This window comes from Klebsiella spallanzanii (genome assembly GCF_902158555.1).
Classification (GTDB): Bacteria; Pseudomonadota; Gammaproteobacteria; order Enterobacterales; family Enterobacteriaceae; genus Klebsiella; species Klebsiella spallanzanii.
On sequence record NZ_CABGGS010000046.1, the window covers coordinates 177,059 to 192,644 of the forward strand.

Consider the following 15,586-nt stretch of genomic DNA (forward strand, 5'->3'; position numbering starts at 1 on the left):
GCCCGGCGGCGCTTTGCTTACGGGTTTTGTAGGCCGGGCAAGCGTAGTGCCGCCCGGCGAAACAGGCAAATGAGGTTTTTATGTCCGTACTCGATCTAAAAGCGCTTAATGCATTACCGAAGGTCGATCGCGTTTTGCAACTGGCGGAAACCAACAGCCAGCTGGAAAAGCTGAGCGCGGAAGAGCGCGTCGCGTGGGCGCTGGAAAACCTGCCGGGCGAATACGTGCTCTCTTCGAGCTTTGGTATTCAGGCGGCGGTGAGCCTGCATCTGGTCAATCAGGTTCGCCCGGATATTCCGGTCATTCTGACCGATACCGGCTATCTGTTCCCCGAAACCTACCAGTTTATCGACGAGTTAACGGACAAACTCAATCTGAACCTGAAGGTCTATCGGGCGAAAGAGAGCGCGGCCTGGCAGGAAGCGCGCTACGGCAAGCTGTGGGAGCAGGGCGTTGAGGGCATTGAGAAATACAATGACATCAACAAAGTTGAGCCGATGAACCGGGCGCTGGAAGAGTTGAATGCGCAAACCTGGTTTGCGGGCCTGCGCCGCGAGCAGTCCGGCAGTCGCGCCCATTTACCGGTACTGGCTATTCAGCGCGGCGTATTTAAGATTCTGCCAATCATCGATTGGGACAACCGCACGGTTTACCAGTATCTGCAAAAACACGGCCTGAAATACCACCCGCTGTGGGACCAGGGCTATTTGTCGGTGGGGGATACTCATACCACCCGCAAATGGGAGCCGGGAATGGCGGAAGAAGAGACGCGATTCTTTGGTTTAAAAAGAGAGTGCGGATTGCACGAAGGTTAATATAAGAGTCCCGGCGCTGCCGGGATTTTTTTTACCTGAAGGGCTAATAACCATTCGGTACCTTTCTAATAATTCAACTTGATATTGTTTTCGTGCTTTAACAAAGATAAATTCTTTTTGATGTAAGTCATGCATCTTATTTTTCAGTGTGATAATACTTAAATAAACACTCCTGTTAATTGGAACGATTTTGACAATATTTAATTATTGGGGGAAGTCCCGTTGCGGAGAAAACGAAGGCGGTGATGATTATCACCTGTTGTGCTGGCATTCTCTGGATGTTGCTGCGGTTGGTTATTGGATGGTGCAGTATAATATCTGTGGTATTGCGGATTACCTTAAAAAAATAGGGCTACATGATAAGACTCAGGCTGCGCAGTTTTTTGCCTGGCTACTCTGCTGGCATGATACAGGAAAGTTTGCCCATTCTTTTCAGCAGCTTTATATTCACAATGATTTAAATTCGCAGGATGAATACATAAAAAATTATGAAGCCATACCGCATGCGAGTTTGGGGTATTGGCTGTGGAATAATTATTTAAATGAGTGTCCTGATCTTTTTCCCGTGTCATCTCTTTCTGAGCGTAAGTTAAGGCGCGTTATTGCGCTTTGGATGCCACTTACGACAGGACATCATGGGCGACCGCCTTCTTCAATGACGGATTTGAAAAATTTCCGTCAGCAAGATAAAGAAGCGGCTCGTGATTTTCTTGCCAGGATTAAATCGTTATTTCCACTGATTGAGATTCCTGAGTTTTGGGATGATGATGACGGTATTGCTCTCTTTAAACAGCTGTCATGGTCTATTTCTGCCGCTATTGTGCTAGCTGATTGGGTAGGTTCTTCAACGCAATATTTCCCTCGTATTGCCAGGTCGATGGATGTTGATGAGTACTGGCAGCAGCATGCGTTGGTTAAAGCAAAATTGGCTGTATCTGTTTTCCCTTCATCTTCTAACGTTGCCCCTTTTTCCGGCATAACAACACTGTTTCCCTTTATTCAACATCCAACCCCATTGCAGCAAAAAGCGCTTGAGCTGGATATTGATAAAGAAGGTCCGCAATTATTTATTCTTGAAGATGTGACGGGTGCTGGAAAAACAGAGGCCGCGTTGATTTTAACGCATCGCCTGATGGCTGCTGGCAAGGCCCAGGGGCTCTATTTTGGCTTGCCGACGATGGCGACTGCTAATGCTATGTTCGATCGGATGTCGGAGAGTTGGCTGGCGTTGTATCAACCAGGTTCACGCCCCAGCCTGGTGCTGGCGCACAGCGCGCGCGGTTTAATGGACCGGTTTAATCAATCAATCTGGTCGGGAGATTTATCGGGTTCGGAAGAGCCGGATGATAAGCAGTCGTTAAGCCAGGGCTGTGCCGCCTGGTTTACCGACAGTAATAAGAAAGCATTGCTGGCTGAAGTGGGCGTCGGCACGCTCGATCAGGCGATGATGGCGGTGATGCCGTTTAAGCACAATAACCTGCGGATGTTAGGGCTGAATAATAAAGTCCTGCTGGCGGATGAAATTCATGCCTATGACGCCTATATGTCGCGGATTCTGGAAAGTCTGATTGAAAAACAGGCCAGCGACGGCAATACCACGATTTTACTTTCCGCCACGCTATCACAGCAGCAGAGAGACAAGCTGGTTGCCGCCTTTGCGAAGGGAGCGAAGAGTCGAGTGGAAGCGCCATTATTGGGCTATGACGACTATCCATGGTTAACGCAGGTGACGGGGTTGGCGGTCGTTTCTGAGTATGTGGCGACGCGTAAAGAAGTTGAACGCAGCGTTAAAGTTGGCTGGATGCACAGCGAACAGGTGTGTATTGCACGCATTGAACAGGCCGTAAGTCAGGGAAAATGCATTGCATGGATACGCAACTCCGTTGATGACGCGATTGGTATTTATCGTCAGCTTCTTGCCAGAGGCGTTGTACCTCCCGAAAGTCTCTTGTTATTCCACAGCCGCTTTGCTTTTTACGATCGTCAGCGCATTGAAAACCAGGCGCTGGCGCAGTTTGGTAAAAAAGACAGTTCTCAACGTGCCGGGAAAGTTCTTGTCTGTACCCAAGTCATTGAAAGTTCTGTGGATATTGACGTTGATGAAATGATCTCTGATTTAGCCCCGGTGGATCTGTTGATTCAGCGAGCTGGCCGATTACAGCGTCATATCCGCGATCACAACGGTTTGGTAAAAGCCACCGGACAAGACGAACGAACTGCTCCCGAGTTACTGATCTTTGCGCCTGAATGGGATGGCGCACCGCGAGAAGATTGGTTCTCAGGTGCAATGCGCAACAGCGCCTACGTTTACCCCGATCATGGTCGCTTGTGGCTGACCCAGCGTGTGCTGCGCGAACAGGGTGAAATTAGGATGCCGCAGTCTGCCCGATTGCTGATCGAGTCTGTCTACGGCGAAGAGGTTGATATGCCTGAGGGGTTCGCGAAGACGGAACAGTTGCAGGAAGGGAAATACTACTGCGACCGGGCATTTGCTAAGCAAAATATTATCAACTTCGCGCCGGGCTACAGTCCTGAAAGCAGCGATTTTTTGCCGGAAAAGCTTTCGACGCGACTCGCTGAAGAATCCATCACGCTGTGGCTGGCGAAAATTGTTGATGGGGCGGTTAAACCTTATGCGCCAGGCGAACATGCCTGGGAAATGAGTGTGCTGCGGGTCCGTGAGGGCTGGTGGAAAAAACACAAAGACGAGTTTGCAAGGCTTGAGGGTGAAATGCTTCGGCAGTGGTGCTTTGAACAGCATCAGAATCAGGAGTTTGCCGTGGTGATTGTGGTATCGGAGGTTGAGCCGTGTGGATATTCAGCGCATGAAGGGTTGATTGGAACTGTGGACTAGAGTGCCCGGGGCCGGATGGCCCCGGGGCTTATCCCCGCTGACGCGGGGAACACCATATCATAATACCGTTATCGGCCTTAATTACTGGTTGAACCCCAGTAAAGGAGAACATTAGTAGTTTAACAGACTTTGCTGTTTAAGGCGTCTTGAGGAGTGAAGTTTTGATTTTATGTTTATGAGCCTTTATTACCATTTATTTATGAAATTAGGAGAGTACTATTCCACTTAATTCATGTGGATTAGGGCAACAAGGCCTCTCCATAAGAAGATATGCCCTGAAGCCTAATCACGTTTCGCAGCTTGATCATACTTCCAGGGCTCAACAGTTATCAAGAGTAAGGACGCTGTATGGAAGAAAAACCAAACCGGTACAAACGCTTGTTCTGTCGGTTGATGATTCGGTTAGGCAATAAACTGTCAGTGAGTTTTCAACTGTCAGTTCGTTAACGCTGAAAGGAACACTTTTGCGCCAGGGATGGTGCATCAGACAAGGAAAAGGTATGTTTCCGATAAATTTACTGACTACCCCCTGGCTCCCCGTGCGTTTTAAAGACGGTTCCACGGGCAAGCTGGCCCCCGTCAACCTGGCGGATGAAAACGTGGTAGATATCGCCGCCGCACGGGCAGATTTGCAGGGCGCAGCCTGGCAGTTTCTGCTGGGTCTGTTGCAATGCAGTATTGCGCCGAAAAACCATTCTCGCTGGGATGATATCTGGGTGGAGGGATTGGATGCAGATGCGCTTCAGCGAGTGTTGGAACCGTTGGAACCTGCTTTCCAGTTTGGCGCAGATACGCCTTCTTTTATGCAGGATTTCGAGCAGCTAAGCGGAGAGAAGGTTTCTATCGCCTCTCTGCTACCAGAAATCCCCGGCGCGCAAACCACTAAGTTTAATAAAGATCATTTTGTTAAGCGTGGCGTCACGGAGCGGTTTTGCCCGCACTGCGCGGCGTTGGCGTTATTTTCGTTGCAGCTTAATGCTCCATCGGGCGGCAAAGGTTACCGCACTGGACTGCGCGGCGGCGGGCCGATGACCACGCTTATTGAATTGCAGGAATACCAGGGCAACCGGCAAACGCCGCTGTGGCGCAAGCTGTGGCTCAACGTTATGCCGCAGGATAGCGCCGGAATGCCTGTGCCAGAAAGGTATGATCAAACGATTTTCCCGTGGCTGGCCCCTACGCGCACCAGCGAGCTTGCAAATGCCATCACTACACCAGAGCAGGTGAATCCACTTCAGGCCTATTGGGGGATGCCGCGACGCGTTCGCATCGATTTTGACGTGACTCATTCAGGCCGCTGCGATCTCTGTGAAAGCGAAAGTGATGAGCTACTTAGCGGAATGACCGTGAAGAACTACGGCGTCAACTATGAGGGCTGGATGCATCCGTTAACGCCTTACCGTCTGCCTCTGAAGGAGGGCAGCGAGCGTTATTCAGTTAAGCCGCAGCCCGGTGGCCTTATCTGGCGCGACTGGCTGGGTTTAAATCAGAAAGGCGCTTCGGAAAATAACACCGAATATCCGGCGTTAGTCGTCCAAACGGCCGGTGCGCGCAGCCTTAAGGAGGTAAAAGTTGGGCTGTGGGGCTTTGGCTACGATTTCGACAATATGAAAGCCCGCTGCTGGTATGAGCATCATTTTCCGCTGCTATTAACCGAAAATATTATCCCCGAACTACGCACGGCGGCACTAACGGCATCGCGCAACCTCAGCCTGCTGCGCAGCGCGTTAAAAGAGGCCTGGTTTTTCGATGCCAAAGGCGCGCGCGGCGACTTCAGCTTTATTGATATCGATTTCTGGCATCTGACGCAGGGACGCTTTCTTAAGCTTATTCGCGATCTTGAAAACGGCCAGAACGCAGACGAAAGGCTGAACCAGTGGCAAACGAACATCTGGCTGTTTACTCGCAGCTACTTTGATGACCACGTTTTTACCAACCCTTATGAGGGCGTCGATCTCAAACGCATCATGCTGGCGCGTAAAAAATATTTCACCAAATCGGCGGAGAAGCAGAGCGCAAAAGCCGCCAAAGCGAAAAAGCAGGAGGCTGCTGAATGAATATTGTAAAGGACGACCATAAGGCGACGCTGCGTCGATGGCATGAAGAGTTGCAGGAAAAACGCGGCCTGCGCGCCAGCCTGCGGCGTAGCAAAACGGTGAATGAAGCCTGCCTGTCGGAGGGATTTCGTTCCCTGCTGATGCAGACTCACACCTTATGGAAAAGTAAAAACGAGGAGTGGCGTTTTACCGCCCTCGCGATCACGGCGGCTCTGGCCGCACACGTTAAATCTATTGATGAACGACAGAAGTTTGCTGCCCAGCTAGGCCAAATGACCGGCAATAACCAGGTTATGTCCGAACTGCGCTTTTCCAGACTGTCAGCGGTGAAAACGCCTGACGAACTGCTGCGCCAGCTGCTGCGCGCCATTCGGTTGCTTAATGGCGCGGTGAATCTTCCTTCTCTGGCAGACGACGTCTTCCGCTGGTGCCGTGAACACGACGAGCTGCTTAATCATATTCGCCGCCTGCAGCGGCCTGAAGAATTTATCCGTATCCGCTGGGCGCTGGAATATTACCAGGCCGGTGAAGCCAACAACGACAATCAATAAGGGACTATCCGATGACCACATTTATTCAGCTGCATTTACTGACCGCTTATCCGGCCGCTAACCTGAACCGCGACGACACCGGCTCGCCGAAAACCGTTGTGCTCGGCGGCGCGACGCGTTTGCGCGTTTCTTCGCAAAGCCTGAAGCGCGCATGGCGCACTTCTGAACTTTTTGAACAGGCTCTGGCGGGAAATATTGGTATCCGTAGCGGACGTATTGCTCGTGAGGCGGCGAATATTCTGATCGAAAAAGGTATTGAACCGAAAAAAGCGGTTGAGTGGGTAGAAAGCATCGCCAATTGCTTTGGTAAAGTAAAAGCGGATAAGAAAGCGAAAGATGTGCTGACCAACGCTGAAACTGAACAACTGGTACATATCAGCCCGGCAGAGTTCGAGGCGGTAAAAGTGCTGGCGCAGCGTCTGGCGGAAGAAAAACGCGCGCCGAAAGAAGAAGAACTCGCTTTATTACGTCGCGACCGTATGGCCGTCGATATCGCCATGTTTGGCCGCATGCTGGCCAATAAGCCGGATTTCAACGTTGAAGCTGCCTGCCAGGTCGCGCATGCGTTTGGTGTTAGCGAAACGATCGTAGAAGACGATTTCTTTACCGCTGTTGATGATCTTCGTAAGACTTCGCTAGAAGATGCCGGTGCCGGACACCTCGGCGAAGCCGGATTCGGCTCTGCGCTGTTTTACACCTATATCTGCATCGACAAAGACCTGCTGGTGAAAAATCTGGGTGGTAATGAGGAGCTGGCGAATAAAACGCTGCGCGCCTTCACCGAAGCAGCGCTGAAAGTCTCGCCAACCGGCAAGCAAAACAGCTTCGCCAGCCGAGCCTATGCGTCCTGGACGCTGGCGGAAAAAGGCACCGACCAACCGCGTTCGCTGGCGGCAGCATTTTACAATCCGATCAACGGCACTAACCAGCTTGATGTTGCCGTAAAACGTATCACTGAGCTGCGTGAAAATATGAATAAGGTTTATGAACAGCAAACGCAATCCGTTGATTTTGATGTTGTGAGCGGGAAGGGAAGCATGAAGAACGTGCTGGACTTTATCTGCGCGTAAGGGGCGGCTATGAGCCAATATCTGGTTTTTCAGCTTCACGGGCCGATGGCCTCCTGGGGCGTAGATGCGCCCGGCGAAGTGCGCCATAGCCATGAGCTACCCTCGCGTTCGGCTCTGCTGGGTTTCCTGGCCGCAGCGCTGGGTATCCGGCGTGATGAAGAAGCGCGCTTGAACGAGTTCAATCAGCATTACTCTTTTCTGCTGTGCGCCAGTCAGGACCCGCGCTGGGCGCGAGATTATCATACGGTCCAGATGCCGAAAGAGGTGCGTAAAGCGCGTTACTTCAGCCGTCGAGAAGAGCTGAGCGATCCAGAACTGCTCAGCGCGCTGATCTCCCGGCGGGACTATTACACCGATGCCTGGTGGATGGTGGCGCTTACGCAAACGATGGATGCGCCTTATTCGTTGGAGCAACTGCGAGATGCATTACTGCGCCCTGTTTTTCCTCTGTATCTGGGGCGAAAAAGTCACCCGCTGGCTTTGCCACTTGCGCCGTTGTTGCTGGAGGGTACTGCACCGGATGTGCTGAACGAGTCGTATCGACAGTATCGGGAGAAGTTCAACAAGATAAATATCCGACTGGCGGAACTGCAACCTGAGTGCTGGTGGGAAGGCGAGCATGACGGTCTGAATGCTCATAAAGTCTTACGTCGTCGCGATAGGCCGATAAGCCGTCGGCAGTGGACGTTTGGCGAGCGTACCGTTAATCAAGGACCGCTGCTCATCAAGGAGGAACCGTGTACCTCGCAAAAATAACGCTGCATACCAGTCAGCTTTCACCATCACAGCTATTACAACTGGTGGATCGCGGTGAATATGTGATGCACCAGTGGCTCTGGGAGTTATTTCCCGGTGGGCAGGAGCGGCAGTTTCTTTATCGCCGGGAGGAGCTTCAGGGGGCGTTTCGTTTTTTTGTTCTTTCCCTTGAGCCTCCTGCTGAAAGTGAGATTTTTGATATTCAATACCGACCGTTTGCACCAACCCTGAGCACAGGGCAGACCTTGCGTTTTAGCCTGCGCGCTAATCCAACCATATGTAAGGCCGGTAAACGTCACGATCTGTTGATGGAAGCGAAGCGCCAGGTTAGGGGCCAGGTTAATGGCCCGGATATCTGGCAGCATCAGCAGCAGGTGGCGCAGGACTGGCTGGTGCGTCAGGGTGAGCAAAATGGGTTTTCACTGCGTGAAGTGAATGTGGATGCCTATCGCCAGCAGCAGGTTGTGCGTGCAAAATCTCGCCAGCTAATCCAGTTCAGCAGCGTGGATTTTTCTGGCGTGCTGGTGGTTAACGATCCCGGGTTGTTCCTGCAACGTCTGGCCCAGGGATACGGTAAAAGTCGGGCTTTCGGCTGTGGATTGATGTTGATTAAACCTGGAGATGGTGAGTGACGTTTGTACCGCTCAATCCTATCCCGTTAAAAGATCGAACGTCGATGATCTTCCTCCAGTACGGTCAAATTGACGTGCTGGATGGAGCATTTGTGTTGATCGATAAAACCGGGATCCGGACTCATATCCCGATTGGCTCAGTCGCCTGCATTATGTTTGAGCCGGGAACGCGCGTTTCTCATGCCGCGGTGCGTCTGGCATCGACGGTAGGAACGCTGCTGGTGTGGGTAGGCGAAGCGGGAGTGCGGGTTTATTCCTCCGGGCAGCCCGGCGGCGCACGGGCCGATAAGCTGCTCTACCAGGCAAAGCTGGCGTTGGATGATGATTTGCGGCTGAAAGTAGTACGTAAAATGTATGAGTTGCGTTTTCGAGAGCCACCGCCAGCTCGCCGTTCCATTGAGCAACTGCGCGGTATTGAAGGTTCTCGTGTGCGGGCGACTTATGCATTGCTAGCGAAACAGTATGGTGTGAAGTGGCACGGCCGTAACTACGATCCGAAAGACTGGGAGAAGGGGGATGTTGTCAACCGATGTATTAGTGCGGCGACATCGTGCCTGTACGGGATTTCAGAAGCGGCTGTTCTGGCGGCGGGCTATGCGCCTGCTATTGGTTTTATCCATAGTGGTAAACCACTTTCTTTTGTTTACGACATTGCCGATATCATCAAATTTGAATCTGTGGTGCCCAAAGCATTTGAGATCGCCGCTCGTCACCCTGCGGAGCCGGATAAAGAAGTGCGCCTGGCCTGCCGTGATATTTTTCGCAGTTCAAAATTGACCGGAAAACTTATCCCACTTATTGAAGAGGTGCTTGCAGCCGGAGAGATTGAACCGCCTCAGCCTGCGCCGGATATGCTGCCGCCAGCGATACCGGAGCCTGAATCACTGGGGGATAGCGGTCATCGGGGGCATGGCTAATGAGTATGGTGGTTGTAGTTACGGAAAATGTACCGCCGCGTCTGCGGGGCCGCCTTGCCGTCTGGTTACTGGAGATTCGAGCTGGTGTGTATGTTGGTGATATCTCAAAACGTGTACGGGAGATGATCTGGCAGCAAATTACACAATTGGCAGGCGTCGGAAACGCTGTGATGGCTTGGGCTACGAATACAGAGTCCGGTTTTGAATTCCAAACTTGGGGTGAAAATCGACGTATTCCGGTAGATTTGGATGGACTGCGATTGGTTTCTTTTCTTCCCGTTGAAAATCAGTAAGTTACACGTTCTTTAATAAAGAGGAATTGTTGGTTATAAGTTGGTAGATTGTTTCTTGCTAAAAATTGTAATATAAAACAGATAGATATGTTTAGTGTGTTCCCCGCGCCAGCGGGGATAAACCGGTGGTCAACACGTCGCCGCCGGTCGCCTTTGCGTGTTCCCCGCGCCAGCGGGGATAAACCGCCACCGCGAACCGCCAGCCCAACCGGATCGCCGTGTTCCCCGCGCCAGCGGGGATAAACCGCGAAATTGCTCGATTGCTATTGCGCCTCGATAGTGTTCCCCGCGCCAGCGGGGATAAACCGGACTATCACAAATACGACGCTATCAGCGTTACGTGTTCCCCGCGCCAGCGGGGATAAACCGCTCTCAGGGTACATTACTAAATACCCTAAATAGTGTTCCCCGCGCCAGCGGGGATAAACCGATTTCATGATGTAATCACCTTCTGTCGGATATGTGTTCCCCGCGCCAGCGGGGATAAACCGGCATCGCTACGAAAGTGCGCATTGATGCTGGTGTGTTCCCCGCGCCAGCGGGGATAAACCGTCCTCTGCCGAGTCTTTCATTGATTCATACAAGTGTTCCCCGCGCCAGCGGGGATAAACCGCTTCGTAGGGCTCGTTGACCTCGATAACCGGGGTGTTCCCCGCGCCAGCGGGGATAAACCGACCATAAAGAACCGCTTACGAATCGTCGGCGCGTGTTCCCCGCACCAGCGGGGATAAACCGCCAGCACCAGAGCCTGCGCGTCGAACCCCCAACGTGTTCCCCGCGCCAGCGGGGATAAACCGAATGCCGATTGTCCACGCCTGGTTTGCGTCAAGTGTTCCCCGCGCCAGCGGGGATAAACCGGCGGAATGGTGCGACTCGCAGACGAGTAAAGCGTGTTCCCCGCGCTAGCGGGGATAAACCGTCAAAAATCGGTGATTTCATCGACCTGTCAGCGTATTCCCCGCGCTAGCGGGGATAAACCGCTCATACGCGAGAACCCTGACTCGATTATCGAGTGTTCCCCGCGCCAGCGGGGATAAACAGAGAGGGCAATCTAAAAAACAGACGCCGGGTGGGGGTCGAACCCACATATATGCCCTGAGGCACCGATTTTACCGTTAAACGTACCAGCGTCTGCCGTTCAGTATACTAATAACACGTGAGATGCCTGGCAATATGTGTTCCCCGTGCAACGAGGACAATCCTGACTCAAAACCCTCAATCTAATGACTGTCGTGAATTTGTAAGTTCAATTTTTGAGCCAATTAAAAACGATCCTGGGATGAGATAAGCGTGTCGATAAAGGCTTTTTTATGCGGATATTTCAATACGTCATCGATATACATTATGCCTGTTTGAAATGTTGTAAAAGCCTCGGTGATATCCAGCGCGACTAATCCTCGTCCCTGGGCTTCCTGTTTCAACTGCAGGGGAAGCGCCAGTAAACAGCAGTTTTGCTTCGCAAGCGTAATCGCGGTAGAAACCGAATACACCTCAAATCGAACCCGCTCAGGCGCGATAGTACATAGTAGGGGGTCATCGGTTCCTCCTTCTTCATATTCATGCTTCAGCACAATCCAGTTGTACTCATTTAGTTGCGCGGTACCGATGCGTAGGGCCCCGGTCAGAGGATGTTCCGGCGCGCAAAAAAGCATGAAACGAGTGGAAAATATAGGTAAATAATGAATAGAGGATATCCGCGCTTTTGGTGACGGGATGGCACCTAACGCCAGGTCGCACTCTCCTTTCAGCAAATGCTGTTGACCCAGCATGCTGTTACTATTTCTGATCGCTATTCTTACATCAGGATAAGCCTGCATATAGCTCTGCATCAGGCTGAACAGTACCCCGTGGCTCCACGCGTGGCCGCATTCCAGTACCAGAGTATAACGACGACTACGCTTTAGTGCGTCGAGATCCATCATGGCCTGCCGGTAACTTCTATCCAGCACACAGCCATGTTGATAAAGATGTTCGCCATACACCGTCAATGATAGATTTTTCCCTTCCCTGACCAGCAAAGAGACTTCCAGTGCGGATTCAAGCCGCTGTATATTCTGCGTCAAAGTGGGTTGCGAAATGCACAGGGCTTCGGCGGCAGACGTAAACGTTTTTTTATCGACCAGCACCTTGAACTGGTGAATTAACTTATGTAAATGCATAATTTTTATCTATTTTCATGTAATATTCTCTCCATTCAGCATACTTTGTATTGTCACAGCAAATAGCATTTAACGGTTGCGAGATGTAAATATATGCTTTGGGCGAGAGCGAACCGGAGTGCCGGGGGTTATTCGTCTTCCGTCAGTAAAACCCCCTTATCGTAAGCAGAGTAAGGGGGCAGGCTATATCAGTAAGGTTTATTAAACAGCGCGCGCAGCGCAGTGTTGAACGCGCCATTTTCATAAAATTTGACGACATACTGGCGGCTGAGGTACTCGCTTTCGCAGGACTCAGCCAGCATTTGAATAAAATCCTTTCCATGCGGGCTGGCGGCGATTTCCAGCAACAATGTTCTGGTATCAGGGTGCATCTTCACACGGTGAAGCGGCCCCAGAATGTGCTCCATGCATTGCGTTCGTTGCTGCTGTTCATTTATAACCCATGCTTCGGTTATCCGGGCCATATCCGTTGGGATCCCCAGACGAAGCCATTCATCATTAGGGGCCTCAGCCTCGGAAAGCGCCTGTGATAGCTTGCGGATAAAGGCGGCTTCCAGTTCGGGGTTGTACAGCGGATGCTCCTGATCTTTATCCTGCCATAAATCAAACAGCAGGTTGCCATGAGCATATGAACTGTAAAATCCGGCAGAGCCTGGCAATTTCAACAGCGGTATATTGCGCGTAAATGCAAAACCTGGGTGCAGGGCGGCATCCTGCAATTCAGTATCATTAAACATGCGACGCATACGTGTTGGCATCAGCGTATATTCATACAGCGGGGTATTTTCCGGTGTATGGCTGCCGCGCATATATACATATCTTCCATCGGTGATGGAGACGTGCGCGCCAAAATAGCCAAATATGGCTTCTGTTTTGATCGTTGTATTATGCGCCAGCGCAGGTAGCAGCGACTGGCCTGTCATCTGCGGCGTTTTTTCAATTCCGAATGCATCAAGTAGCGTCACAGTGACATCGTGCATTTGGGCGAGCGTATTATGGCTTTCATTGGCCCGCTGGCTGTGGGGATCCCAGATGAAAAAAGGCACATGTGCAATTTCGTTATAGACGGGCATAACGCTTTTACCTGACCATTCTTTCTCTCCGAACATAAAGCCATGATCGGTATTTACAATGAGCAGAGTGTCTCGCCACATGTCGTGTTTATCAAAGAAATCCAGCACCTTACCCAAATATTCATCACACATCATCATCAGGGCCTGATAGTGTTTTTCCCCGGCGATTATCTTATTTGGATTATTGATCCTCTCCGTTGAGCTATATTCCGGCCAGTCATCAGGATTGTTCACCAGATCTGGATCCACCATGCGTTTAAACCGCTCGGGAACAAAAAAGGGTTCATGAGGATCGAAGCTTTCGAGCTGTAACAACCAGTTGTCCTGCTCATGGTTTTCTGCAAGAAATTCCAGACCCGCCTGGTAGCACCGTGCCTGAGGATAATCTTGTTCTTCTACCATATAACTGCGGTTTATCCGATCGTGGCGGATCATATTGCGGCGCAGAGGCTCTGCCTTTTGCCACGAATCCAGGTGTTCTTCTCCGCGAAACCCCAGTTTCGCTTTCCACAAGTCACCTTCCTGACCACGAATAAATTCATAGCTATTATAGCGGTTATGGTATGTCGCGCCGCCGTCTTCCCAGTAATGCTGATGATCGGTAATTAAATGGGAATAGATACCGTTTTTCTTCAGTATTTCAAATACAGAATCATCAAAAGGCTCCAGTGGCCCCCAGCTGCGATGCAGAAAATTCAGTCTGCCGGTATGCAGGTCGCGGCGTGCAGGCATACAGGGCATGGAGCCAACGTAAAAATTATCGAATCTGACGGTATGCTCCCCCAATCGGCGAAAATTAGGCAGCCCGCTGATATTCGGATTATAATTCGGTAGTTTATTTCTGCTCAGCGTATCAAACATCAGGACAACAGCTTTCATTTTATTTCCTTGTTCAGCTCTAATACAATCTGCTGGTGATAACGGTTATTAAGCGGGTAAAAATACATGCTCAGTAAGGCTATTACCTTGCCGATGATCGGCGTCACAATCATTAAAAAAGCCAGACCGCTAATTGTTTCAGCACTCTGGGATATAGCACCAGGGGCGTAATCGATGGCGTTAAGCGTATAACCAAGGATAAATGCTCCAATGGCCGAGCCAAATTTATTGGAAAAAGTTAACGTGGATGAGGCAATGCCTGCCGCATTTTTCTTAGTTTGCCACTGAATTTCATCCGCACAATCTGTCACCATCATCCAGGTTAATAGCGACGCTCCTTGCGTGAAGCACATAATCAATCCCAGCATGATCATGACATAGAGAGGGGCTGAGGTACTGAAGGTGATATATAACACCACCGAGGACAAGATCGTCAGTATGCACATATAAATGAAACTTCTTTTATTGCCATACAGCGTCACCAGTATTTTGACCAGTAAGTAGGCGGCGGCCCCAAAGCACACATTAAATAGCGCGCTGGTTTTGACATAGCTGGCGTCACCAAGTACATAGGTGAAAAATTGAACGGTAATCCCGGATGACATGGCCAGCACCAGGGTATTGGCGACCGACATCACGGCAAGTGAAATAAGGGAGCGGCTCTTAAATGCCAGCGCCATCTGGCTGAATACCCCTTTCGAGGAGAACGATTCTGCTGTCTCTTCCTGCACAAGCCGTTCCCGGGTATCGTTATTCCTGGCTCCCCATGCGCAAACCCAAAAGCCAAATGTAATCAACAGGCCAAATACTATCCCCAGTACCTGATAGCCGGATGTATCAATGATCACACGTCCGGCGCTGTCATGGGTTCGGCTGTAGCTTTCAAGAATATACACGCCGCCAGCGCTAACAATAAACTGCGTCAGCAAACCGGTGAACTGCTTAATGAGAACAATATTTGAACGTTCCTTTACGTCATTCGTTAAATACGCGGTCAGAGAGTGATAAGGGATATTTGCGGCAGTAGATATAATCGAATATAAAATGTAAGCAGCATACATATAGATGATTTTTGTTATACCGCTCAGTTCGGGGGATGCAAAAACCATCCAGGTAGTGATGCCAACAAAAGGGGCGCTCATCATCACCCAGAATCGATACTTTCCAAAGCGTGTTTTGGTTCGGTCACCAATAGCACCCATTAGCGGATCAGTAAATGTATCGATAAGACGAGATACTAGCGTAATAACCCCTACAGTCACTGGGTTAATGCCATAAATATCAGTGGCAAACGTAATGAAAAAAATAAGCATTACGTAAAAACCTAAATTCGATGAGAATCCGCCGCCAATCGCATAAGCGAGACGATCTGCTGTTCTGAGTTTTTTCATCTTTTCATTTTTTCCTCTGCGGTTATTTCCTTATAAACCACAGTATCTCCGGGGGATCATTCCGCTGATAATTGAATTATTAAATGGATGTATAGAATAAACCTATATCCGTAACAGGCTGAGTGGGATAATGTTGTAA

The 15,586-nt window shown here is 50.5% G+C and carries 12 protein-coding genes and 1 CRISPR repeat array; of the genes, 9 read left to right on the top strand and 3 right to left on the bottom strand.

From position 1 onward, the window contains the following. Positions 1 to 80 precede the first annotated feature (80 nt). The 9 genes from cysH (at position 81) to cas2e (ending at position 9,945) form a co-directional block, all read left to right on the top strand. Positions 81 to 815: a phosphoadenosine phosphosulfate reductase gene (gene cysH / locus FN082_RS27320; RefSeq protein WP_142982715.1), complete on the top strand. Its 735-nt coding sequence runs from the start codon at positions 81 to 83 to the stop codon at positions 813 to 815. 190 nt (positions 816 to 1,005) lie between these two features. Further along, entirely contained in the window at positions 1,006 to 3,669 is a 2,664-nt protein-coding gene (gene cas3, locus FN082_RS27325) for a CRISPR-associated helicase Cas3' (RefSeq protein ID WP_142982716.1), read from the top strand. A 500-nt stretch (positions 3,670 to 4,169) separates the two neighbouring features. Then, entirely contained in the window at positions 4,170 to 5,726 is a 1,557-nt protein-coding gene (casA, locus tag FN082_RS27330; protein ID WP_142982717.1) for a type I-E CRISPR-associated protein Cse1/CasA, read from the top strand. Further along, positions 5,723 to 6,277, top strand: coding sequence for a type I-E CRISPR-associated protein Cse2/CasB (gene casB, locus FN082_RS27335; protein ID WP_142982718.1), 555 nt, complete (start codon positions 5,723 to 5,725; stop codon positions 6,275 to 6,277). The genes casA and casB overlap by 4 nt, the downstream gene beginning before the upstream one ends. Before the next feature lie 11 nt (positions 6,278 to 6,288). Continuing rightward, on the top strand, positions 6,289 to 7,347 hold the full coding sequence (cas7e, locus tag FN082_RS27340) for a type I-E CRISPR-associated protein Cas7/Cse4/CasC (protein ID WP_142982719.1): 1,059 nt from the start codon (positions 6,289 to 6,291) through the stop codon (positions 7,345 to 7,347). A gap of 9 nt (positions 7,348 to 7,356) precedes the next feature. Next, positions 7,357 to 8,103, top strand: a complete 747-nt coding sequence (cas5e, locus tag FN082_RS27345; protein ID WP_142982720.1) for a type I-E CRISPR-associated protein Cas5/CasD — start codon at positions 7,357 to 7,359, stop codon at positions 8,101 to 8,103. Continuing rightward, entirely contained in the window at positions 8,085 to 8,735 is a 651-nt protein-coding gene (cas6e, locus tag FN082_RS27350; protein ID WP_142982721.1) for a type I-E CRISPR-associated protein Cas6/Cse3/CasE, read from the top strand. Before cas5e ends, cas6e begins: the two co-directional genes overlap by 19 nt. Next, positions 8,732 to 9,652 carry a type I-E CRISPR-associated endonuclease Cas1e gene (gene cas1e / locus FN082_RS27355; RefSeq protein WP_142982722.1) on the top strand — a complete coding sequence of 307 codons (921 nt, stop codon included), beginning with the start codon at positions 8,732 to 8,734 and terminating at the stop codon, positions 9,650 to 9,652. Before cas6e ends, cas1e begins: the two co-directional genes overlap by 4 nt. Then, positions 9,652 to 9,945, top strand: coding sequence for a type I-E CRISPR-associated endoribonuclease Cas2e (gene cas2e, locus FN082_RS27360; protein WP_142466889.1), 294 nt, complete (start codon positions 9,652 to 9,654; stop codon positions 9,943 to 9,945). Before cas1e ends, cas2e begins: the two co-directional genes overlap by 1 nt. A 96-nt stretch (positions 9,946 to 10,041) precedes the next feature. Next, positions 10,042 to 10,986: a CRISPR direct-repeat array (repeat unit 29 nt; unit sequence GTGTTCCCCGCGCCAGCGGGGATAAACCG). Between the two features lie 221 nt (positions 10,987 to 11,207). Here the strand turns inward: cas2e and FN082_RS27365 are convergent. The 3 genes from FN082_RS27365 to FN082_RS27375 all read right to left on the bottom strand — a co-directional run bounded on the left by FN082_RS27365 (position 11,208) and on the right by FN082_RS27375 (position 15,447). Further along, positions 11,208 to 12,104, bottom strand: coding sequence for a LysR family transcriptional regulator (locus tag FN082_RS27365; protein WP_139539581.1), 897 nt, complete (start codon positions 12,102 to 12,104; stop codon positions 11,208 to 11,210). Positions 12,105 to 12,292: 188 nt separating this feature from the next. Further along, positions 12,293 to 14,056 (bottom strand): sulfatase, encoded by a 1,764-nt coding sequence (locus tag FN082_RS27370; protein WP_139539580.1) that lies wholly within the window; start codon positions 14,054 to 14,056, stop codon positions 12,293 to 12,295. Next, positions 14,053 to 15,447 (bottom strand): MFS transporter, encoded by a 1,395-nt coding sequence (locus tag FN082_RS27375; RefSeq protein ID WP_142982723.1) that lies wholly within the window; start codon positions 15,445 to 15,447, stop codon positions 14,053 to 14,055. Before FN082_RS27375 ends, FN082_RS27370 begins: the two co-directional genes overlap by 4 nt. Positions 15,448 to 15,586 lie beyond the last annotated feature (139 nt).

What these genes read in the sequence shown, in the direction of transcription:
- FN082_RS27365 (WP_139539581.1), bottom strand. Translation starts at nt 12,104, where the DNA reads ATGCATTTACATAAGTTAATTCACCAGTTCAAGGTGCTGGTCGATAAA.
- cysH (WP_142982715.1), top strand. Translation starts at nt 81, where the DNA reads ATGTCCGTACTCGATCTAAAAGCGCTTAATGCATTACCGAAGGTCGAT.
- cas2e (WP_142466889.1), top strand. Translation starts at nt 9,652, where the DNA reads ATGAGTATGGTGGTTGTAGTTACGGAAAATGTACCGCCGCGTCTGCGG.
- casA (WP_142982717.1), top strand. Translation starts at nt 4,170, where the DNA reads ATGTTTCCGATAAATTTACTGACTACCCCCTGGCTCCCCGTGCGTTTT.
- cas5e (WP_142982720.1), top strand. Translation starts at nt 7,357, where the DNA reads ATGAGCCAATATCTGGTTTTTCAGCTTCACGGGCCGATGGCCTCCTGG.
- casB (WP_142982718.1), top strand. Translation starts at nt 5,723, where the DNA reads ATGAATATTGTAAAGGACGACCATAAGGCGACGCTGCGTCGATGGCAT.
- cas7e (WP_142982719.1), top strand. Translation starts at nt 6,289, where the DNA reads ATGACCACATTTATTCAGCTGCATTTACTGACCGCTTATCCGGCCGCT.
- FN082_RS27370 (WP_139539580.1), bottom strand. Translation starts at nt 14,056, where the DNA reads ATGAAAGCTGTTGTCCTGATGTTTGATACGCTGAGCAGAAATAAACTA.
- FN082_RS27375 (WP_142982723.1), bottom strand. Translation starts at nt 15,447, where the DNA reads ATGAAAAAACTCAGAACAGCAGATCGTCTCGCTTATGCGATTGGCGGC.